Source organism: Nonomuraea rubra (genome assembly GCF_014207985.1).
Taxonomy (GTDB): domain Bacteria; phylum Actinomycetota; class Actinomycetes; order Streptosporangiales; family Streptosporangiaceae; genus Nonomuraea; species Nonomuraea rubra.
On record NZ_JACHMI010000001.1, the window covers coordinates 2,665,189 to 2,684,813 of the forward strand.

21 protein-coding genes are annotated in these 19,625 nt (G+C 71.4%); 16 read left to right on the forward strand and 5 right to left on the reverse strand.

Going from position 1 to position 19,625, the window contains the following annotated elements; all coding sequences use genetic code 11:
• The first annotated feature begins 2 nt into the window (after window positions 1–2).
• Genes chvE through araA form a run of 7 tightly spaced genes read left to right on the forward strand, consistent with a single transcriptional unit; the run spans window position 3 to window position 8,801 of the window.
• Window positions 3–1,112 carry a multiple monosaccharide ABC transporter substrate-binding protein gene (gene chvE / locus HD593_RS12160; protein WP_185102268.1) on the forward strand — a complete coding sequence of 370 codons (1,110 nt, stop codon included), beginning with the start codon at window positions 3–5 and terminating at the stop codon, window positions 1,110–1,112.
• Window positions 1,113–1,164: 52 nt separating this feature from the next.
• On the forward strand, window positions 1,165–2,694 hold the full coding sequence (mmsA, locus tag HD593_RS12165; RefSeq protein WP_185102269.1) for a multiple monosaccharide ABC transporter ATP-binding protein: 1,530 nt from the start codon (window positions 1,165–1,167) through the stop codon (window positions 2,692–2,694).
• A gap of 5 nt (window positions 2,695–2,699) precedes the next feature.
• Window positions 2,700–3,959: a multiple monosaccharide ABC transporter permease gene (gene mmsB / locus HD593_RS12170; protein WP_185102270.1), complete on the forward strand. Its 1,260-nt coding sequence runs from the start codon at window positions 2,700–2,702 to the stop codon at window positions 3,957–3,959.
• Between the two features lie 35 nt (window positions 3,960–3,994).
• Window positions 3,995–5,008, forward strand: a complete 1,014-nt coding sequence (locus HD593_RS12175) for a LacI family DNA-binding transcriptional regulator (RefSeq protein WP_312903439.1) — start codon at window positions 3,995–3,997, stop codon at window positions 5,006–5,008.
• A 51-nt stretch (window positions 5,009–5,059) separates the two neighbouring features.
• Window positions 5,060–6,697, forward strand: a complete 1,638-nt coding sequence (gene araB, locus HD593_RS12180) for a ribulokinase (protein ID WP_185102271.1) — start codon at window positions 5,060–5,062, stop codon at window positions 6,695–6,697.
• A gap of 5 nt (window positions 6,698–6,702) precedes the next feature.
• On the forward strand, window positions 6,703–7,350 hold the full coding sequence (locus HD593_RS12185; protein ID WP_185102272.1) for an L-ribulose-5-phosphate 4-epimerase: 648 nt from the start codon (window positions 6,703–6,705) through the stop codon (window positions 7,348–7,350).
• On the forward strand, window positions 7,347–8,801 hold the full coding sequence (gene araA, locus HD593_RS12190) for an L-arabinose isomerase (protein ID WP_185102273.1): 1,455 nt from the start codon (window positions 7,347–7,349) through the stop codon (window positions 8,799–8,801). Before HD593_RS12185 ends, araA begins: the two co-directional genes overlap by 4 nt.
• On the opposite strand, the gene HD593_RS12195 is transcribed toward araA, so the two are convergent.
• A complete protein-coding gene (locus tag HD593_RS12195) occupies window positions 8,798–9,145 on the reverse strand; it encodes a PLD nuclease N-terminal domain-containing protein (RefSeq protein ID WP_312903440.1) in 348 nt (115 codons plus the stop codon). The genes araA and HD593_RS12195 overlap by 4 nt on opposite strands.
• A gap of 80 nt (window positions 9,146–9,225) precedes the next feature.
• On the opposite strand from HD593_RS12195, the gene HD593_RS12200 reads away from it, so the two are divergent.
• The 3 genes from HD593_RS12200 to HD593_RS12210 all read left to right on the forward strand — a co-directional run bounded on the left by HD593_RS12200 (window position 9,226) and on the right by HD593_RS12210 (window position 11,737).
• Window positions 9,226–10,434 (forward strand): FAD-binding protein, encoded by a 1,209-nt coding sequence (locus HD593_RS12200; protein WP_185102275.1) that lies wholly within the window; start codon window positions 9,226–9,228, stop codon window positions 10,432–10,434.
• Window positions 10,435–10,525: 91 nt separating this feature from the next.
• A complete protein-coding gene (locus HD593_RS12205; RefSeq protein ID WP_185102276.1) occupies window positions 10,526–11,308 on the forward strand; it encodes an LLM class flavin-dependent oxidoreductase in 783 nt (260 codons plus the stop codon).
• 36 nt (window positions 11,309–11,344) lie between these two features.
• Window positions 11,345–11,737, forward strand: a complete 393-nt coding sequence (locus tag HD593_RS12210; RefSeq protein ID WP_246546465.1) for a DUF3224 domain-containing protein — start codon at window positions 11,345–11,347, stop codon at window positions 11,735–11,737.
• Between the two features lie 27 nt (window positions 11,738–11,764).
• Here the strand turns inward: HD593_RS12210 and HD593_RS12215 are convergent, their stop codons facing one another.
• Both HD593_RS12215 and HD593_RS12220 read right to left on the reverse strand, forming a co-directional pair.
• On the reverse strand, window positions 11,765–12,505 hold the full coding sequence (locus HD593_RS12215) for a DUF2071 domain-containing protein (protein ID WP_185102278.1): 741 nt from the start codon (window positions 12,503–12,505) through the stop codon (window positions 11,765–11,767).
• Window positions 12,502–12,774 (reverse strand): Rossmann-fold NAD(P)-binding domain-containing protein, encoded by a 273-nt coding sequence (locus tag HD593_RS12220; RefSeq protein WP_185102279.1) that lies wholly within the window; start codon window positions 12,772–12,774, stop codon window positions 12,502–12,504. Before HD593_RS12220 ends, HD593_RS12215 begins: the two co-directional genes overlap by 4 nt.
• A 48-nt stretch (window positions 12,775–12,822) precedes the next feature.
• On the opposite strand from HD593_RS12220, the gene HD593_RS12225 reads away from it, so the two are divergent.
• The 3 genes from HD593_RS12225 (at window position 12,823) to HD593_RS63320 (ending at window position 14,859) form a co-directional block, all read left to right on the forward strand.
• The gene (locus HD593_RS12225) at window positions 12,823–13,065 is read left to right on the forward strand and encodes a hypothetical protein (RefSeq protein WP_185102280.1); all 243 of its coding nucleotides are present in this window, start codon (window positions 12,823–12,825) and stop codon (window positions 13,063–13,065) included.
• A 43-nt stretch (window positions 13,066–13,108) separates the two neighbouring features.
• Window positions 13,109–13,651, forward strand: coding sequence for a TetR/AcrR family transcriptional regulator (locus tag HD593_RS12230; RefSeq protein WP_185102281.1), 543 nt, complete (start codon window positions 13,109–13,111; stop codon window positions 13,649–13,651).
• 122 nt (window positions 13,652–13,773) lie between these two features.
• The gene (locus HD593_RS63320; RefSeq protein ID WP_185102282.1) at window positions 13,774–14,859 is read left to right on the forward strand and encodes a methyltransferase; all 1,086 of its coding nucleotides are present in this window, start codon (window positions 13,774–13,776) and stop codon (window positions 14,857–14,859) included.
• Here the strand turns inward: HD593_RS63320 and HD593_RS12240 are convergent.
• Window positions 14,849–15,820, reverse strand: coding sequence for a helix-turn-helix domain-containing protein (locus HD593_RS12240; protein WP_185102283.1), 972 nt, complete (start codon window positions 15,818–15,820; stop codon window positions 14,849–14,851). The genes HD593_RS63320 and HD593_RS12240 overlap by 11 nt on opposite strands.
• A 42-nt stretch (window positions 15,821–15,862) precedes the next feature.
• On the opposite strand from HD593_RS12240, the gene HD593_RS12245 reads away from it, so the two are divergent.
• The 3 genes from HD593_RS12245 to HD593_RS12255 are packed head-to-tail and all read left to right on the forward strand — an operon-like array spanning window position 15,863 to window position 17,936.
• A complete protein-coding gene (locus tag HD593_RS12245) occupies window positions 15,863–16,882 on the forward strand; it encodes a type III polyketide synthase (RefSeq protein ID WP_185102284.1) in 1,020 nt (339 codons plus the stop codon).
• On the forward strand, window positions 16,879–17,382 hold the full coding sequence (locus tag HD593_RS12250) for an isoprenylcysteine carboxyl methyltransferase family protein (RefSeq protein ID WP_185102285.1): 504 nt from the start codon (window positions 16,879–16,881) through the stop codon (window positions 17,380–17,382). The genes HD593_RS12245 and HD593_RS12250 overlap by 4 nt, the downstream gene beginning before the upstream one ends.
• Before the next feature lie 5 nt (window positions 17,383–17,387).
• On the forward strand, window positions 17,388–17,936 hold the full coding sequence (locus HD593_RS12255) for a TIGR03086 family metal-binding protein (RefSeq protein ID WP_185102286.1): 549 nt from the start codon (window positions 17,388–17,390) through the stop codon (window positions 17,934–17,936).
• Here HD593_RS12255 and HD593_RS12260 read toward each other — a convergent pair.
• Window positions 17,905–19,593 (reverse strand): asparagine synthase-related protein, encoded by a 1,689-nt coding sequence (locus HD593_RS12260; RefSeq protein WP_312903441.1) that lies wholly within the window; start codon window positions 19,591–19,593, stop codon window positions 17,905–17,907. The two genes, HD593_RS12255 and HD593_RS12260, sit on opposite strands and share 32 nt — an antisense overlap.
• Window positions 19,594–19,625: the final 32 nt, after the last annotated feature.

Here is a 19,625-nt window from a genome sequence, read left to right on the forward strand (position 1 = left end):
TCATGAGGTTGGGACGGATCGGGGGCGTGGTGTCCGCCATCGCGCTCGCCGCGACCATGACGGCTTGTGGCTCGAGCACGAAGACGGTCGACCAGGAGGCCTCCGCCTCCGCGGCCGCCGGGAACGCCGGTGCCCTCATCGGCGTCACCATGCCGACCAAGTCCTCCGAGCGCTGGATCCACGACGGTGACAACGTCAAGCAGCAGCTCGAGAAGCTCGGCTACAAGGTCGACCTCCAGTACGCCGAGAACGACATCCCGACGCAGGCCAACCAGATCGAGAACCAGATCACCAAGGGAGCCAAGCTCCTGATCGTGGCCTCGATCGACGGCACGGCGATCACCTCGCAGCTCCAGCAGGCCGCCGACGCCAAGATCCCGGTCATCGCCTACGACCGGCTGATCCGCAACAGCCCCAACGTCGACTACTACGCCACCTTCGACAACTTCAAGGTCGGCGTGCAGCAGGCGACCTCGCTGCTGAAGGGCCTGGGCGTCGAGGACGGCAAGAAGGGCCCGTTCAACGTCGAGCTGTTCGGCGGCTCGCCCGACGACAACAACGCCACGTTCTTCTGGAACGGCGCCATGTCGGTGCTCCAGCCGAAGATCGACGACGGCACCCTGAAGGTCGCCAGCGGCCAGACCGACTTCAAGCAGGCCGCCATCCTCCGGTGGGACCCCGCCACGGCGCAGAAGCGCATGGAGGACATCATCACCAAGACCTACACGGGCAGCACCAAGGTCGACGGCGTCCTGTCCCCGTACGACGGCCTGTCGATCGGCATCCTCTCGGCGCTGAAGAGCTCCGGCTACAGCAAGCCGTACCCGATCGTGACCGGTCAGGACGCGGAGCTGCAGTCGGTGAAGTCGATCGTCGCCGACGAGCAGTACTCCACCATCTTCAAGGACACCCGCAAGCTCGCCGAGCAGACGGTGAAGATGGCCGACGCCGTGCTCAAGGGGCAGCAGCCCGAGGTGAACAACACGAAGGACTACGACAACGGCAACAAGGTCGTGCCCTCGTACCTGCTCGACCCGGTGATCGTCGACAAGACCAACTACAAGGAAGTCATCGTCGGCGGCAACTACTACACCGAGGACCAGCTCAAGTAGGGGTTCAGCCCCGGGGACGACGCTCCCCGGGGCTTTTCCTGAGCGAGGGGATATGACCGAGCACATCTTGCGGATGAGCGGGATCACCAAGACGTTCCCCGGCGTCAAGGCGCTGCAGGACGTCAACCTGTCGGTCAGGCAGGGCGAGATCCACGCCATCTGCGGCGAGAACGGCGCCGGCAAGTCGACGCTGATGAAGGTGCTGTCCGGGGTCTACCCGCACGGCGACTACGAGGGCGAGATCTTCTTCGAGGGCGAGCGCTGCGAGTTCGGCGGCATCCGCGACAGCGAGCACGCCGGCATCGTGATCATCCACCAGGAGCTGGCGCTCAGCCCCCAGCTGTCGATCGCGGAGAACATCTTCCTCGGCAACGAGCGTGCCAGGCGCGGCGTCATCGACTGGAACCGCACCAACTACGAGGCCGCCGAGCTGATGAAGCGGGTCGGCCTGCGCGAGAACCCGACGACGCCCATCTCCGAGATCGGCGTGGGCAAGCAGCAGCTCGTCGAGATCGCCAAGGCCCTGTCGAAGCGGGTGAAGCTGCTCATCCTCGACGAGCCGACCGCGGCGCTCAACGACGACGACTCCGCGCACCTGCTGGACCTGCTGCGCGGGCTGCGTGACGAGGGCATCACCTGCGTGATCATCTCGCACAAGCTCAACGAGGTGACCGCGATCGCCGACTCCGTCACGATCATCCGTGACGGCCGCACGATCGAGACGCTCGACATGGTCACCGACCACGTCACCGAGGACCGCATCATCGCCGGCATGGTCGGCCGCGCCCTCGACAACCGCTACCCGCCGCACGAGCCGACGATCGGCGAGGAGGCGCTGCGGATCGAGGACTGGACGGTCTACAGCCCCAGCCAGCCGGACCGGAAGGTCGTGGACGGGGCCGCGATGACGCTGCGCCGCGGGGAGATCGTCGGGCTGGCCGGGCTGATGGGCGCCGGGCGTACCGAGCTGGCGATGAGCCTGTTCGGGCGCACGTACGGCGTGCACATCTCCGGCAAGATCTTCAAGGACGGCAAGCCGATCGAGATCCGCAACGTGCAGGACGCGATCAACCACGGCATCGCCTACGCCTCCGAGGACCGCAAGCGGTACGGGCTCAACCTCATCCAGGACATCAAGACCAACATCAGCGCCGCCGGGCTCAAGGGCCTGGCCAAGCGCGGCTGGGTGAACGACAACGAGGAGTACCGGGTCGCCGAGGAGTTCCACAAGAGCATGAACATCAAGGCCCCGAGCGTCAACAGCATCGTGGGCCAGCTCAGTGGCGGCAACCAGCAGAAGGTCGTGCTGTCCAAGTGGATCATGACCGAGCCGGACGTGCTCATCCTCGACGAGCCGACCCGCGGCATCGACGTCGGCGCCAAGTACGAGATCTACACGATCATCAACCGCCTCGCCGACGAGGGCAAGGCCGTGCTGGTGATCTCCAGTGAGTTGCCTGAGCTGCTCGGCCTGTGCGACCGCATCTACACACTCTCCGAAGGTCGCATCACCGGCGAGGTTCCCCGCCAGGAGGCCACCCAGGAAAGCCTCATGCACCTCATGACCAAGGGACAGGAGTAGCTCTGATGAGCTCCATTACGCCTGCCGACGTGAAGGTCGGCGCCCAGGACGGCGGGGGAGCGCCCAAGCAGCCGGGCCGGGTGTCGTTCGGCGGAGTCTCGCTCAACCTGCGATCCAGCGGCATCTACATCGCCTTCGCGGCGATCATCGTGCTGTTCTCGATCCTGACCGACGGCGCGCTGCTCACGCCGCAGAACATCTCGAACATCATCGTCCAGAACTCCTACGTCCTGATCCTCGCGATCGGGATGATCCTGATCATCATCGCCGGGCACATCGACCTGTCGGTCGGCTCGGTGGTGGCGGTCACGGGAGCGCTGGCGGCGGTGCTCATGGTGAACATGGGCTGGCCCTGGCCCTTGGCCCTGCTGGCCACGCTGGTGGCCGGCGCGCTCATCGGAGCCTGGCAGGGGTACTGGATCGCCTACTTCGGCATCCCGGCGTTCATCGTGACCCTGGCCGGCATGCTGCTGTTCCGGGCGCTGACGATGACCGTCCTGGGCAACCAGGGCATCGGGCCGTTCCCCGACCAGGTCCGTACGCTGGCCAACGGCTTCACCGACGGCTACCTCGGCAACATCGGCCTCGGCCCGCTCGGCGGCGCCGACCTGTTCAGCCTGCTGATCGGCGTCGTCGCGATCGCCGGCATGTTCACCGCCCAGCTGCGCACCAGGAACGCCCGCAAGGGTTACGGCCAGTCGGTCGAGCCGATGGCGCTGTTCTGGCTGAAGATGATCGCGGGCGCGGCGATCATCATGTTCCTGGTCATCCAGCTCGCCCGGTTCAAGAACCTCCCGTGGGTGCTGGTCCTGCTGGCGATTCTCGTGCTGGCCTACTCGATGATGGCCAACCGCACCGTCTTCGGCCGCCAGATCTACGCGATCGGCGGCAACCTCCAGGCGGCGATCATGTCCGGCGTGAAGGTCAAGTCGGTCGTCTTCTGGATCTTCGTGAACATGGGCGTGCTGTCGGCCATCGCCGGCATCATCTTCGCCGGCCGCCTCAACCAGGCGGGGCCCACCGCGGGTAACAGCTTCGAGCTGGACGCCATCGCGGCGGCCTTCATCGGCGGCGCGGCCGTCCAGGGCGGCGTCGGCAAGGTCGTGGGCGCCATCACCGGCGGCCTGATCATGGCGGTGATCAACAACGGCATGTCCCTGATCGGCTCGCCCAGCGAGCGGGTCATGCTCGTCAAGGGCATCGTGCTCCTGGCCGCCGTCGCGTTCGACGTCTGGACCAAGCGCCGGGCAGGGGCCTCCCGCTAAGTAAGATCCTCAGAGCCCAGCGAAAAGGAGAGACCGTGACGACACCTAAGCGCCGCCTGCCGGTCATGGCCGACGTGGCCAAGGAGGCGGGCGTGTCGCACCAGACGGTCTCCCGGGTGCTCAACGACCATCCGAACGTCCGGGCCGACACCCGCGCCCGGGTGGAGGCGGCGATCACCCGGCTGGGCTACCGGCGCAACCTCGTGGCTCGCGCCCTGGTCACCAAGCGCTCGAGGACCCTCGGCGTGGTGTCCTTCGACACCACGCTGTACGGCCCCGCCAGCACCATCTACGGCATCGAGCAGGCGGCCAGGACCGCGGGTTACTTCGTCAGCATCGTCAGCCTGAAGTCGATCGACGCCGACAACGTGCGCGACGCCATCGACTACCTGGCCGAGCAGGGCGTGGACGGCGTCGTGGTGGTCGCCCCGCAACGCTCGGCCGGGCTCGCGCTGGAGAGCCTGCCCTCGGGCCTGCCCGCGGTGGCGGTCGAGGGCACGCACAGGGCCGACGTGTCGGTCGTGTGCATCGACCAGATCGAGGGGGCCAGGCTGGCCACCCGGCACCTGCTCGACCAGGGCCACGATACGGTCTGGCACGTCAGCGGCCCGCACGACTGGCTGGAGACGGAGGGCCGGCTCGAAGGCTGGCGGGCCGCGCTGGAGGAGGCGGGCAGGCCGGTGCCCGAGCCGCTGGCCGGCGACTGGAGCCCGCGCGCCGGCTACGAGGCGGGCAAGAGCCTGGCCGCGATGGACGGTGTCACGGCCGTGTTCGCCGCCAACGACCAGATGGCGCTGGGCGTGCTGCGCGCCCTGTCGGAGAAGGGCGTGAAGGTGCCGCAGCAGATCAGCGTGGTCGGCTTCGACGACATCCCCGAGTCGGAGTTCTTCTCGCCCCCGCTCACCACGGTCAGGCAGGACTTCGACGTGGTGGGCCGGCACTGCATCGAGGTGCTGCTGCGGCAGATCGACCTCGGCCACGCCGCGTACGAGCGCCTGGTCGTCCGCCCCAGCTTCGTCGTCCGGTCGAGCACGGCGCCCGTCAGATGAGCCCGCCCGGTAGATGATGTGCATGCCCCCGAACAATCCCTGGAGTTCAATGTGAGCGCTAACAAATACGTCGTAGGAGTGGACTTCGGCACGCTCTCGGGGCGTGCCGTCGTCGTACGGGTGAGCGACGGCGCCGAGCTGGGCAGCGCCGTCCACGAGTACGAGCACCGCGTCATCGAGCACACCCTCCCGGGCACCGAGGTGCGCCTGGGCCCGGACTGGGCGCTGCAGTCGCCGCAGGACTGGATCGACGTGATGCGGATCGCCGTGCCCCAGGCCATCGCCGCCGCCGGCGTGCCGGCCGGGGAGATCGTCGGCATCGGCACCGACTTCACCGCCTGCACCGTGCTGCCCACCACGGCCGACGGCACCCCGCTCTGCTTCGAGACGCCTGAAGAGCCGCACGCCTGGCCCAAGCTGTGGAAGCACCACGCCGCCCAGCCGCACGCCGACCGGATCAACGAGCTGGCCGCGCGCAGGGGCGAGAGCTGGCTGCCGCGCTACGGCGGCAAGATCTCCTCCGAGTGGGAGTTCGCCAAGGGGCTGCAGGTCCTGGAGGAGGCCCCCGAGGTCTACGCCAGGGCTGAGCGCTGGATCGAGGCCGCCGACTGGATCATCTGGCAGCTCACCGGCGCCGAGAGCCGCAACATCTGCACGGTCGGCTACAAGGGCGTCTTCCAGGACGGCGCCTACCCGTCCGAGGAGTACCTGGCCGAGCTGAACCCGGGCTTCGCCGGATTCGTCGGCAAGCTCGCCACCGGCGAGGTCGGCGACAAGGTGGGAGACGTGACGCTGGCGCCGCTGGGCGGCCTGGCCGGGCGCCTGACCGCGCGGGCCGCCGGGTGGACGGGCATCCCCGAGGGCACCGCCGTGGCCGTCGGCAACGTGGACGCGCACGTCACGGCCGCCGCCGCCGACGCCGTGCGGCCCGGCCAGATGGTGGCCATCATGGGCACCTCCACCTGCCACATCATGCCCAGCGACCAGCTCGCCGAGGTGCCCGGCATGTGCGGCGTCGTCCGCGACGGCATCGTCCCCGGCCTGTGGGGCTACGAGGCGGGGCAGTCGGCGGTGGGCGACATCTTCGCCTGGTTCGTCGAGAACTTCGGCACCGACGGGCACGAGCGCCTGACCGAGCTGGCCGAGAAGCAGGCCGTGGGCCAGCACGGGCTGGTCGCCCTCGACTGGTTCGGCGGCAACCGCTCGGTGCTGGTGGACCACAACCTCTCCGGCGTGATCATCGGCCAGACCCTGGCCACCAGGCCCGAGGACGTCTACCGCGCGCTCATCGAGTCCACCGCGTTCGGCGCCCGCATGATCGTCGAGACGTTCGAGAAGTCGGGCGTGCCGGTCGAGGAGTTCATCGTCGCCGGCGGCCTGCTGAAGAACCGCTTCCTCATGCAGGTCTACGCCGACGTGCTGCGCCGCCCGCTGTCGATCATCGCGTCCGACCAGGGCCCCGCCCTCGGCTCGGCCATCCACGCGGCCGTCGCCGCCGGCGAGTACGCCTCCATCGAGGAGGCCGCCGCGGCCATGGGCAAGCGCACCGAGAACGCGTACGTGCCCGACGAGGCCCGCGCCGACGCCTACGACCGGCTCTACGCCGAGTACCGCAGGCTCCACGACTTCTTCGGAGACGGACAGATGCTGCACGCGCTGCGTGCGATCAGGAACGAGGCACAGGCTTGATGGACATGAGGAAGATCGTCGCCGACCTGCACGCCGAGCTGGTCCGCTACAACCTGGTGGTCTGGACGGCCGGCAACGTCTCCGGCCGCGTCCCCGGCGAGGACCTGTTCGTCATCAAGCCCTCCGGGGTCTCCTACGACGAGCTGACGCCGGAGAACATGGTCGTGTGCGACCTCGACGGCAACCTGGTGGAGGGCGGGCACGCGCCGTCCAGCGACACCGCCGCGCACGCCTACGTCTACCGCAACATGCCCGAGGTGGGCGGCGTCGTGCACACCCACTCCACCTACGCCTCCGCCTGGGCGGCCCGCGGCGAGGCCATCCCGTGCGTGCTGACCGCGATGGCCGACGAGTTCGGCGGCGAGATCCCCATCGGCCCGTTCGCGCTGATCGGCGACGACTCGATCGGGCAGGGCATCGTGGAGACGCTGAAGGGCCACCGCTCCAAGGCCGTCCTCATGCAGAACCACGGGGTGTTCAGCATCGGCAAGGACGCCAAGGCCGCGGTGAAGGCCGCCGTGATGTGCGAGGACGTGGCCCGTACGGTCCACGTCGCCCGCCAGCTCGGCGATCCGCTGCCCATCGCGCAGGCCGACATCGACAGCCTGTACGACCGCTATCAGAACGTCTACGGACAGAGGAGCCCGCGTTGAACATCTGGTTTCTGACCGGCAGTCAGGGACTCTACGGCGAGGACACGCTGCGTCAGGTGGCCGAGCAGTCCCAGCGGATCGCCGAGCAGCTGCCCATGCCGGTGGAGTGGAAGCCCGTCCTGACCGACGCGGCGGCCATCCGGCGGATCATGCTGGAGGCCAACGCCGACGACTCGTGCGCCGGCGTGATCGCGTGGATGCACACGTTCTCCCCGGCCAAGATGTGGATCGCCGGGCTCGACGCGCTGCGCAAGCCGCTGCTGCACCTGCACACGCAGGCCAACGTCGAGCTGCCGTGGGCCACCATCGACATGGACTTCATGAACCTGAACCAGGCCGCGCACGGCGACCGCGAGTTCGGGCACATCCAGACGCGGCTCGGCGTGCCGCGCAAGACCGTGGCCGGGCACGTCAGCGACCCGGCCGTGGGCGAGCGCATCCTGTCCTGGCTGCGCGCCGCCAAGGGCCTGGCCGAGGTGCGCACGCTCAAGCTGGCCCGCTTCGGCGACAACATGCGCGACGTGGCGGTCACCGAGGGCGACAAGGTCGAGGCGCAGCTCCGCTTCGGCGTCTCGGTCAACACCTACGGCGTCAACGACCTGGTCGAGGCCGTGGACGCGGCCTCCGACGCCGACGTGACGGCGCTGGTCAAGGAGTACGCCGAGCAGTACACCGTGGCCCCCGAGCTGCTCGGCGAGCGCAACGACTCGCTGCGTTACGCCGCCAGGATCGAGCTGGGCCTGCGCAGCTTCCTGGAGTCGGGCGGCTTCAAGGCGTTCACCACGAACTTCGAGGACCTCGGCGGCCTGCGCCAGCTCCCCGGCCTGGCCGTGCAGCGGCTCATGGCCGACGGGTACGGCTTCGGCGGCGAGGGCGACTGGAAGACCTCCGTCCTCCTGCGCACCCTCAAGGCCATGGCGCCGGGCGGCACCTCCTTCATGGAGGACTACACCTACGACCTGACGCCGGGCAACGAGCTCATCCTCGGCGCCCACATGCTGGAGGTCTGCCCGTCGATCGCCTCCGGCACGCCGTCGTGCGAGATCCACCCGCTGGGCATCGGCAACCGGGAGGACCCGGTCCGGCTGGTGTTCGACGCCGAGCCCGGTCCCGGCATCGTGATCGGCCTGGCCGACATGGGCGACCGGTTCCGCCTGGTGGCCAACGAGATCGACGTCGTGACCCCGCCGCAGCCGCTGCCCAAGCTGCCGGTGGCCCGCGCCGTGTGGCAGCCGCGCCCGAACCTGCGCACCTCCACCGAGTCGTGGCTGACCGCCGGCGCCCCGCACCACACCGTGCTGTCCAAGGCCGTCGGCCGCGAGGAGCTGGTCGACCTGGCCGACATGCTGGGCGTGGAGCTGGTGGTCATCGACGCCGGCACCACGACCGAGCAGTTCGCCAAGGAGCTGCGCTGGAACCAGGCGTACTACCGCCTGGCCCAGGGCTTCTAGGCCTCTCCCTCGGGAGACTTCTTGGGGGCGTTCCTGCGCTGCTCCTCGGCGCGTTCGCGGCAGCGGCGCAGGAACTCCTCGTCGTCGTCAGGGTTGGTGGCGGCGAAGCGGCCGGGGCGGTCGTACTCGGGGTAGGCGCTCGGCCGGGCCTGGACGGCGCGCTCCGGGCGGCCGGCCACCAGCCAGGCGACGGACCCGATGAGCGGGAACAGCAGCACGATCAGCACCCAGGCGATCTTCGGCAGGTTGCGGCACGCGACGTCGGGTGTGGTGATCACGTCGAACAGGCAATAGAGCCAGAGCACGAGCGTGACCAGGCCGACGGCCTGGGACAGAAGAAGCACGGCACACCTCCGGTCGGCGGCACCTGAAACTAGCGGCACCCGGACGGGCTGACAAGGTGGAGCTGTGGGAAGGTAAGGCCGTGACGCTGAGCAATTGGGCTGGAAACACCACATTCCACGCGAAAGACCTCCACCATCCGACCTCCCTCGACGAGCTGCAACGGCTCGTCGCGCGCAGCGCCGCCGTGCGGGCCCTCGGCAGCGCGCACTCCTTCAACCACGTCGCCGACACCGACGGCGACCTGGTGGTGCTCGACCGGATGCCGGACCAGGTGGAGATCGACAGCGCCGCGGCCACGGTGAGGGTGGGGGCGCGCACGACGTACGCGACGCTCGCGCCGCTGCTGCACCGGGCCGGGTTCGCGCTGGCGAACCTGGCCTCGCTGCCGCACATCTCCGTCGGCGGCTCGGTCGCGACCGGCACGCACGGCTCGGGCGACGCCGTGCGGAGCCTGGCCGCCGCCGTGTCGGGGATCGAGCTCGTCACCGCCGACGGCTCGCTGCTGTCGCTCTCGCGCGGCGACGCCGACTTCCCCGGCGCCGTGGTGTCGGTCGGCGCACTCGGCGTCGTCACCTCGCTCACGCTCGACCTCGTACCCGCCTTCGAGCTGCGCCAATACGTCCGCGAGGGATTGCGCGAGGACGCGCTCGCGCACTTCGACGAGATCATGTCCAGCGGCTACAGCGTCAGCCTCTTCACCGACTACCGCGACACCCGCGTCTGGCTGAAGCGCGAGGAGGAGCTGGACAGCCCCGACTGGTACGGCACCACCCCCGCCGACGGCCCCCGCCACCCGCTGCCCGCCATGCCGGCCGACAGCTGCACCGCTCAGCTCGGCGTGCCCGGCCCCTGGTACGAGCGGCTGCCGCACTTCCGCGCCGACTACCCGCCCAGCGGCGCCGGCGACGAGCTGCAGTCGGAGCTGCTGGTGCCCAGGCGGCACGCCGTCGAGGCGCTGCGCGCGCTAATCGCGATCGGCGACCGCGTCCGGCCGGTGCTGCAGATCTCCGAGGTGCGCTCCATCGCCGCCGACGACCTGTGGCTGAGCCCGTTCAACGGCCGCGACAGCGTCGGCATCCACTTCACCTGGGTCAAGGACGTGGCCGCGGTGATGCCCGTGCTGGAGCTGGTGGAGGAGACGCTGGCGCCGTTCGAGCCGATCCCGCACTGGGGCAAGCTGTTCACCCGGTGGCCCGGGTGCCCCGCCTCCTTCCGCGCGCTGGCCCGCCGGCTCGACCCCGCGGGCAAGTTCGCCAACGAGTTCACCCGGGTACTGCTGGGGGAGTAGCACCCCGCGAGGGCCTGCTCCCGCGGATGTAGCGGGTCACGGGTCCGGGGGACGATGTCACGCCCCCGGCCCGTGGGCGATCGTAGGGGCCATGACCGATCACCCGTTCAGATTCGGCGCGGTAGCCGGGCAGGCTCCCGACGCCGGCGCGTGGACCGGACTGGCCCGGCGGGCGGAGGGCCTGGGCTACTCGACCCTGCTCGTGCCCGACACGCTCGGCACGCTGTCGCCGTTCACGGCCGCCGCGGTGGCGGCCACGGCCACCACGACGCTGCGCGTCGGCACGTACGTGCTCAGCGTCCCCAACCGCACGCCGCAGGCCGTCGCGTGGGAGAGCGCCACCCTGCACAAGCTCACCGGCGGCCGGTTCGAGCTGGGCCTGGGCGCCGGGCGGCCCGACGCGGAGAGCGACGCGGCCGCGCTCGGCGTGCGCTTCGGCACGCCCAGCCAGCGCATCGACCGGCTCTCCCGGACCATCGACGCCGTCCGGGACGTGCGGATCCTGGTGGCCGCCTCGGGCACCAGGCTGCTGCGGCTGGCCGCGAGCAAGGCCGACACGGTCGCGCTCGGCGTGCCGCCGCACTACACCGAGGAGCAGGTCGCCGCCAAGCTCGACGAGCTGTACGAGCTGGCCGGCGACCGCTTCCACGAGCTGGAGCTGGCCATGAACCTGGCCTGCGCCGGGGCGGAGCCGCCCGAGTGGGCGCTGAGCCGCTTCGGCCGCACCGGCACCGGCATCCTCACCGGCACGGTGGCCGAGATGGCCGACACGCTGCGCCGCCGCCGCGATCATCTCGGGATCTCGTACGTGTCGGTGAACGCGCAGTTCATGGACGCCTTCGCCCCGGTCGTGGAACGGCTCGCCGGTACCTGACGGGATCTGACAGGTATGGCCGCCAGGATGAGGGTCATGACCGCAAAGGGAACCTTCGAGACCGCCGGCTGGACCCCGCAGCCGCCGTACGACGACCGCGACGGCGTCACGCTGGGCGTGGTGACGCTGACCAAGACCTTCGCCGGCGACCTGACCGGCACCAGCCTCGTCACCATGCTGGTGGCCACCACCCCGGTGGAGGAGTCGCGCTCGTACGTGGCGCTGGAGCGCATCGAGGGCACCCTGGACGGCCGCTCGGGCAGCTTCGTCGTCCAGCACGACGCCACCAGCGACAACGGTGAGCGGGGCCTGCGGATCAGGGTCGTGGCCGACTCGGGGACGGGCGAGCTGCGCGGCATCAGGGGCGAGATGGACATCGTCATCGGCCCCGACGGGGGCCACTCCTACACCTTCGACTACACGCTCTGACCGGATCGCTCTGATCGGAACGCCGTCTCAGGCGCGGAAGCGGCGCGGCGGGGTGTGGATGTCGAAGTGCAGGCTCGGCTGGGCCAGCACGGAGTGGGGCGCCGTGCCGGGGGTGATCAGGCCCAGCCGTTCGAAGACCGGGAACCGCGCGGACGTGGCGGCGAGGTGGCGGGGCCGCATGACCGGATGCCAGATGCTGTACGTGCCCACCCGCCCGTCCCCGCGCCGGTACCAGCCCAGCGTCGGATGGGTGAGCCGCTCCAGCCAGTCGGTCTCGCCCGCGAAGCCGTCGAGCGGCGGGAGCGGCTCGGGAAGCTCGGCCGCCTCGCAGTACGCCTGCCCCGCCCGCAGCTCCCAGCGGGCCGGAGCGGCGTCCCAGTCGGCCTCGATCGCGATGCGGGCGCGGCGCCACGGCATGCCCCAGACGTACCGGGGGATCGCGACCACCGGGTGGTCCAGGGCGGTGCCGAAGAACCAGACGCCGGGCCTGCCGTGGGCGGTGACGTACGCGCGGTAGTTGATCTGGCCGCAGTCGATGCCCACCTGCGGCAGGAACCGGAAGTGGAAGTCGCGGTCGCGGAAGGCCACGGCCGAGACCAGGGCCCCGGGCCCGTCACCGAACGTCATCTTCATCGGCGCGAACCCCCTGGGCAGGTGCCTGGCCAGGGCGTCGGGGTCCACCCGGTAGCTCACGATGGCGAAGTCGTCGAGGTCGGTCTCCGCGTGGTGCCAGCGGGGGCGCGGGCGAGGGGTGCCGGGGAAGGTCATGCCTCCACGGTATGGGCCGCGATCGCCGCCCGGACGACGGCCAGGTCTCCGAGGATCACCTCGTGGCGGTCGCGGCCGGTGTGCAGGCTCCAGTGCGCCTCGGCCACGGCCTCGGGGGACGCGGGCGAGCCCGGCGCGAGGGCGGCGGAGATCGGCACGTGCCCCACGTGGACGCCCCGCCCGCGCAGCACCTCGGCCAGGGACAGCGCGTAGTTGCGCAGGGCGGCCGCCGCGAGGCCGATGTTGCCCAGGAACGGCAGCGGGTGCACGGCGGAGATGCCCGAGGTGAACAGCAGGGTCCCGAGCCGCGCTCCAGCATGCCCGGCAGCACCGCCCTGACCGCCGTGACCGCCGCGAGCACCGCGCTGTCGAAGGCGTCCTGGGCGCTGTGCCTGGTGACGTCCATGACAGGGGCGTGGGCCCCTGGCGGTGCCGCCGCCGTTGTGGACGAGGACGTCCACCGGGCCGATGCGGCCGAGCGCCTCGGTCAGGGAGCCCTCGTCCGCGAGGTCGGCCGGGTGGGCGGGCGCTCCTTAAGTCGAGGGTGTTTCTCAGGTTAGCGCGAGCCTGAGGGCATGCCTCACCTTCACTGGAATGGCGGGTATGGACCGCCCCCTCCGCCGCGACGCGCAGCGCAACCGCGACGCCCTCGTGGCCGCCGCCGAGCAGGTGCTGGCCGAGCGGGGGCTGCAGGCCCCGCTCGAGGTCGTGGCCAAGCGCGCCGGCGTGGCCATCGGCACGCTCTACCGGCACTTTCCCGAGCGCGGCGACCTGATCGACGCGATCCTCGCCGGGAAGGTGGCCGCCTGGACCGAGCTGGCCAGGCAGTCGCTGGAGGTCGGGGACGCCTGGGAAGGGCTGGTGTGCTTCCTGGAGCGGACGTGCGAGCTGCAGGCCCGCGACCGGGCCTTCACCGAGCTGGCCTGCCTGGCCCACCTCGACGTCGGGGCCGAGGTCAACGGGCTGGTCGAGCGGCTCGTGCAGCGGGCCCAGCGGGAGGGGGCTTGCGGCCCGACGTCGGGCCGGCCGATCTGGCCTTTCGTGATGGGCAACTCGCGGGTGGCCGAGGCGGACCCCGGGCAGTGGCGCCGCCACTTCCACCTGATGCTCGACGCCCTGCGCGCCAGGCGCCCTCAGGAGGCGTGAGCCCGGCGCCCCGCCCGACAGCACCGCCGCGCCCACCGCGCCGGCCACGCTGCTGCCTGAACGGTCTTCTCCCCGGAAAACCGGTGGCCGTGCGGCCGCGTCCGTGAAACGGTCGGGTGACGATGATCCAGTGGACCGAGGCGGGGCAGGAGCGTTCGGCGGCCTGGCGCTCCGCGCTCGGCGCGCCGCCGCCCAGGCGGGTCGTCGTCGCCGACGACCGCATGACCGCCGCCACCGCCTACCGCCTGGCCTGCGAGGGCACCGCGCTGCTGTGGCGCGGCGACTTCCAGGGCGCCAGGCAGCTCCTGGCCGCCATGGGCCGGCGCTGCAAGCCGGCCGAGCCCGGCAGCGGCTTCCACCGCTACCGCCAGGCGCAGTCCCAGCGGGCGCGCACGCTCGGCATGCTGCTCGTCCCGTACGCGGAGGGCCACGTGGTGCCGCTGCGCAGGGCGCCCGACGTGCGGGAGGCGTGCGCCGAGGTGTTCGGGCCCGAGGCGCCGCCCGCGGTCGGGCCGCTCCGCGAGCTGCTCGGGCTGATCGGCGCGCACGAGTGGCGGCGCAAGGGGGTGCACGTCCCGGCGCTGGACGCGCGCATCCATCCGCATCACGGGGTGTTCTCGCCGATCAGGGGCGAGTACGTCGATCTGGTGGCGCGGGCGCCGCTGCCCGGCGACCGGCTGGCGTTCGACGTCGGCACCGGCACGGGCGTGCTGGCGGCGGTGCTGGCCAGGCGCGGGGTGCGGCACGTCGTGGCGACCGACCTCGACTCGCGGGCCGTGGAGTGCGCGCGGGCGAACGTCGATCGGCTGGGCCTGTCCGGGCGGGTGGAGGTGGTGACGGCCGACCTGTTCCCGGAGGGGCGGGCGCCGCTGGTCGTCTGCAACCCGCCGTGGGTGCCCGCCAAGGCGTTCTCGCCGCTCGACCACGCCGTCTACGATCCGGACGGGCGGATGTTGCGGGGGTTCCTGGGCGGGCTGGCCGAGCACCTGGAGCCGGCGGGCGAGGGGTGGCTCATCCTGTCGGACCTGGCCGAGCAGCTCGGGCTGCGCAGCCGGAGCGAGCTGCTGGAGGCGTTCGCGGGGGCGGGGCTGAGGGTGGCCGGGCGGATGGACGTCACGCCGCGGCACCGCCGGGCGGGCGATCAGGACGATCCGCTGCACGCGGCCAGGGCCGCGGAGGTGACCTCCCTCTGGCGGCTCACGCGCTGAACGCCCTGCGGTAGGCCGACGGCGAGGTACGCATGGCGCGGGTGAAATGGTGCCGGAACGTCACCGGGCTCTCGAACCCGACCGCCGCCCCGATCTCCTCCACCGGCGCGCCCGTCGACTCCAGCAGCGGCAGGCTGGCCGCCACCCGCTGCGAGATGACCCAGCGCAGCGGGCTGGTGCCGGTCTGGCGCTTGAAACGCCTGATGAACGTGCGCTCGGCCATGTGCGCCACCCCGGCCAGGGCGGCCACGGTGATGGGCTCGGCCAGGTGCTCCATGGCCCACGCCATGGCCCTGGCCACCGCGTCGTCGTCCTCCACGGGGGTGACCGCGGCCTGGATGAACTGGGCCTGACCGCCCTCCCTGTGCGGCGGCACGACGAGGCGGCGGGCCACGGTGTTGGCCACGCCGGGGCCGTGGTCGCGGCGTACGAGGTGGATCAGCAGGTCGAGCCCGGCGGCGCTGCCCGCGCTGGTGAGCACGTCGCCGTCGTCCACGTACAGGACGGAGGGGTTGACCAGGACGGCGGGGAAACGTTCCTGGAGCAGCTCGGCGTAGCGCCAGTGCGTGGTGGCCGGGCGGCCGTCGAGCAGCCCGGCCGCGGCCAGCGCGAACGCACCCGAGCAGATCGACACCATGCGCGCGCCCCGCTGGTGCGCCTCCCGCAACGCAACCACTGTCCGCTCGGAGACGGGCCCCCGGACGTCGGCCACGCCGGGCACGATCACGGTGTCGGCGCCGGCCAGCGTGTCCAGCCCGTGCGCCGCCGTCATCGTGAACCCGCCGACCACGCGCAGCGGTTCGAGCGTCTCCGCGCACACCGTGAGGTCGTACCAGGGGATCTCCAGCTCGGGCCGGGGCAGGCCGAACAGCTCGACGACGCAGCTCAGCTCGAACGGCGCCATCCCGTCGAACGCCAGCACGGCGACCCGGTGCGGCCTGGCCGGAAGGGGCAGCAGCATGCCCGCATGTTAGCTGCAGCCTCTCCGCGGCAGGAGAGATATATGCATATTTCGGGAGTACAGACCGTTTTGCCCGATCACCGCTACGAGCAGGCGGAGATCACCGAGGCGTTCTCCCGGCTGACCGAATGCGACGAGGGACTGCTGAGGCGATTCCACGAGGCCACCGGGGTACGAGGCCGCAACCTGGCGCTGCCGCTGGCCGACTACGCCAAGCTCGACTCCTTCGCCCGCGCCAACGACGCCTACGTCGAGCTCTCGCTGGACCTCGGCGAGCGAGCCCTGGCGGGGGCCCTGCACAAGGCGGGCGTGCGCCCCGAGAAGATCGACCACCTGCTGTTCTGCTCGACCACGGGCCTGGCCACGCCCTCGCTGGACGCCAAGCTGGCCCAGCGGATGGGGCTGCGGCCCGACGTGAAGAGGCTGCCGGTGTTCGGCCTGGGCTGCGCGGCGGGCGCCGCCGGGCTCTCCCGGCTGCACGACTACCTGCGCGGCTGGCCCGACCACGTGGCGGTGCTGGTGTGCGTGGAGCTGTGCTCGCTGACGATCCAGCGCGACGACACCTCGATCGCCAACCTCGTGGCCAGCGGCCTGTTCGGCGACGGGGCGGCGGCCGTCGTCGCGACGGGGCGCGGGAGCGGACCCGAGGTCGTCGCCACCCGCAGCCGGCTCTATCCGGGGACCGAGCACCTGATGGGCTGGGAGGTGGGCGACCACGGCTTCCGCATCGTGCTGGACGCGGACCTGACGGGGTTCGTGGAGCAGGTGCTGGCCGGTGACATCAAGGAGTTCCTGGCCGACTACGGGCTGACGCCGGAGCAGGTGGCCACCTGGGTCTGCCATCCCGGCGGCCCGAAGGTCATCGAGAAGATCGTGGAGACGCTCGGCCTGCCCGCCAAGGCCCTCGATGTGACGTGGAGCTCGCTGCGCGAGCACGGCAACCTGTCGTCGGTCTCGGTCCTGCACGTGCTCCAGGAGACCCGCGGCAGGCCCGGGGCCCCGGCCCTGCTCATGGCGCTGGGCCCGGGGTTCTCCGCCGAGCTGTTGCTGCTGCACTGGTGACCGCGTACGCGCTGCTCATCGGCCTGGTCGTGGCCGAGCGGCTGGCCGAGCTCGTCGTGGCCAGGCGCAACCTGGCCTGGGCCAGGGCCAGAGGCGGCGTCGAGTACGGCAGGCGGCACTACCCCTGGATCGTGCTGGCCCACGTGGCGCTCCTGGCCGCGGCGCCGGCCGAGGTGTGGCTGCTCGGCCGCCCGTTCGTGCCCGCGCTCGGCTGGCCCATGCTGGCCGTCGTCGTCCTGGCCCAGGGGCTGCGCTGGTGGTGCATCCGCACGCTGGGGCACCAGTGGAACACGCGGGTCGTGGTGGTGCCGGGGCTGCCGCTGGTGCACCGGGGGCCGTACCGGTGGCTGCGGCACCCGAACTACGTCGCCGTGGTCGCCGAGGGCATCGCGCTGCCGCTCGTGCACACGGCCTGGGTGACCGCCCTGGCGTTCACGATCACGAATGCGGCACTTCTCTCCGTACGGGTACGGGTGGAGAACGCCGCACTGGCAGACTAGAACGTATGAACGAGATCCTGCCACTGATGAGGCGCGCCGCGGGCAGCACCACCGAGCTCGTGCGCGCCATCGGCGACGACCGCCTCGGGCTGCCCACGCCGTGCGCGGAGTACGACGTCAAGGCCCTGCTCAACCACATGGAGTGGGGTGCCTCCCTGTTCGAGTCCGTCGCCGCCGGCGGCCCCTTCGTGCCGCCGAAGCAGGAGTACACCGGCGACTTCCCCGAGCGGGCCGGGCGCATGCTCGCCGTCTACGAGCGCCCGGAGGCGTGGGAGGGCGTCAGCGAGGCCATGGGCGGCCTGCCCAGGGCCGTGCTGGCCAACATGGCGCTGACCGACCTCGTGGCACACGGGTGGGACCTGTCGAGGGCGACGGGCCTCGACTGGGAGGTGGACGAGGAGACGGCCGCCCTGCTGCTCGCGTTCGCCGCGAAGATGGCGCCCAGGGGCCGCGAGCAGGGGGCGTTCGGCGCCGAGGTGCCGGTGCCGGACGACGCGCCGGCGCTCGACCGCTTCCTCGGGCTCATCGGCCGGGATCCGGCCTGGAAACCGTGATCTGCGGCAGGTCCTCGGGTGCCTTGCCGGGATACAGGCCGGTCAGCAGGGTGCTGACCGTGTAGAGGTGCCAGGCCTGCGCCGGCTTGCGCACGACCGGGTCGGCGAACAGGGCGCGCACCTCGTCCGGCTCGACGATCGGGGCGAGGGCGTCGAGGCTGCCGAGCACCTGCTCGCGCAGCACGTCCGTGAGCGCGGGGCCGGGGCTGGTCCGCCAGCTCCACCCGCCTCCGGTCCTGGTCGTGGGCAGGTGCGGGGGCGGGCCGGGCCGGCGGCCAGGCCAGGGGAACCTGCGCTGCGGGGCCGCGCCTTCGGTGAACCGCCACGGCTTGCCCTCGATCGGCACATCCCGCAATTTCGGGGCGAACCGCAAGATCAGCGTATAGATGACCTCTTCGGAGAGCCGCCAGCCCTGGTCCAGGCTCAGCGCCGCCCGCACCACCCGGTTGTCCAGGAACGGCCGCACGGGGTCGCCGCGCCGCAACGAGCCCGCGCGGGCGCTGGCCTGCCAGCGCCCCACCTTGTACCAGATGTAGAGGTGGTCCAGCGTCTCCAGCCGGTTCGGCCGCGCCAGCCACGGCTCCGCCAGCTCGCGGGCGTGCTCGTTGGCCTCGGCGGTGAACAGCTTGGCGTCCTTGCGGAACGTCGTGTCGATGCGCCGCAGCAGGGCCTTGTCGCTGAGGTCGCTCTGCAGCAGGTTCAGGCTGCCCGCGCGCAGCGTCTCGCCGCTCTGGCCCGACATCGTGGGCTTGCCGGAGTAGGGCAGGTAGCTCACGATCGACTCGTACGCCGAGGTCATGCCCTCGCACGTGCGCAGCGTCTCCCAGGCGCGGCTGCGCGGATGCTCCACCAGCACCGCGTCCTTGGCGGCGGTCTGCGGCGGGGCGATGACCGTGTGCTCCACCCCGAGCCGCTCCGCGATCATGCGGGCGAGGATCACGTCCGGGTGCGTGTCGAGCCCGTTCGTCGTCGTCCTGAACGGCACCCCCGCCGCGTGCAGCAGCGCCGCCAGGATGCGGGTGTCGCGGCCGCCGGTCAGCGCCAGGTTCACCGGCTCGCCCAGGTCGCGCAGCGGGGCGACGGTCGCCAGCAGCGCGTCCGCCAGCTCGCCGATCGCCGCCCGCTTGTGCCGCGCCGACGTGGGCGCCGGCGCCGCCTCCGGCAGCGGGGTCTCGGTGATGGCGCGCACGCCGTCCCGCACCACCAGGCGCGAGCTGGGCCGCAGCGCCGACACCCCCTTGTACGGCGTCTCGTCCGACAGGAAGAACCCCTGCCTGACCATCGACTGCAGGGCGAGCACGTCGTGCTCGATCCGGTCGTCCGGCCGGGCCGCGAGGTGCACGAGCAGGGCACGGCTGCCGACGACGTGCAGCTCCGGCGTCTCGGCGTGGAAGACGGGGCAGACCCGGTTGATCGCGGTGCTCGCGCCCAGCTCGCCGTCACGGGCGAACCAGGCCGAGAAGCAGCCGCCCACGGAGTCGTCCGGCAGCGCCGCCACGTCGGCGGGATCGGCCAGATGGCCGTTGAGCCCGATGACCCGGTCGCCGTGACGGGAGATCAGCGGGGGCTGCCGGGAGTCGTCGGGCTCGTTGGTCCAGGCGAACAGCGACACCCCCCGGCCGTGCCATTCCTGGCCGCGAATCACCTCTGGAGGCACAGGAAAGGCCCATTCGATTACGGAACGGGCTC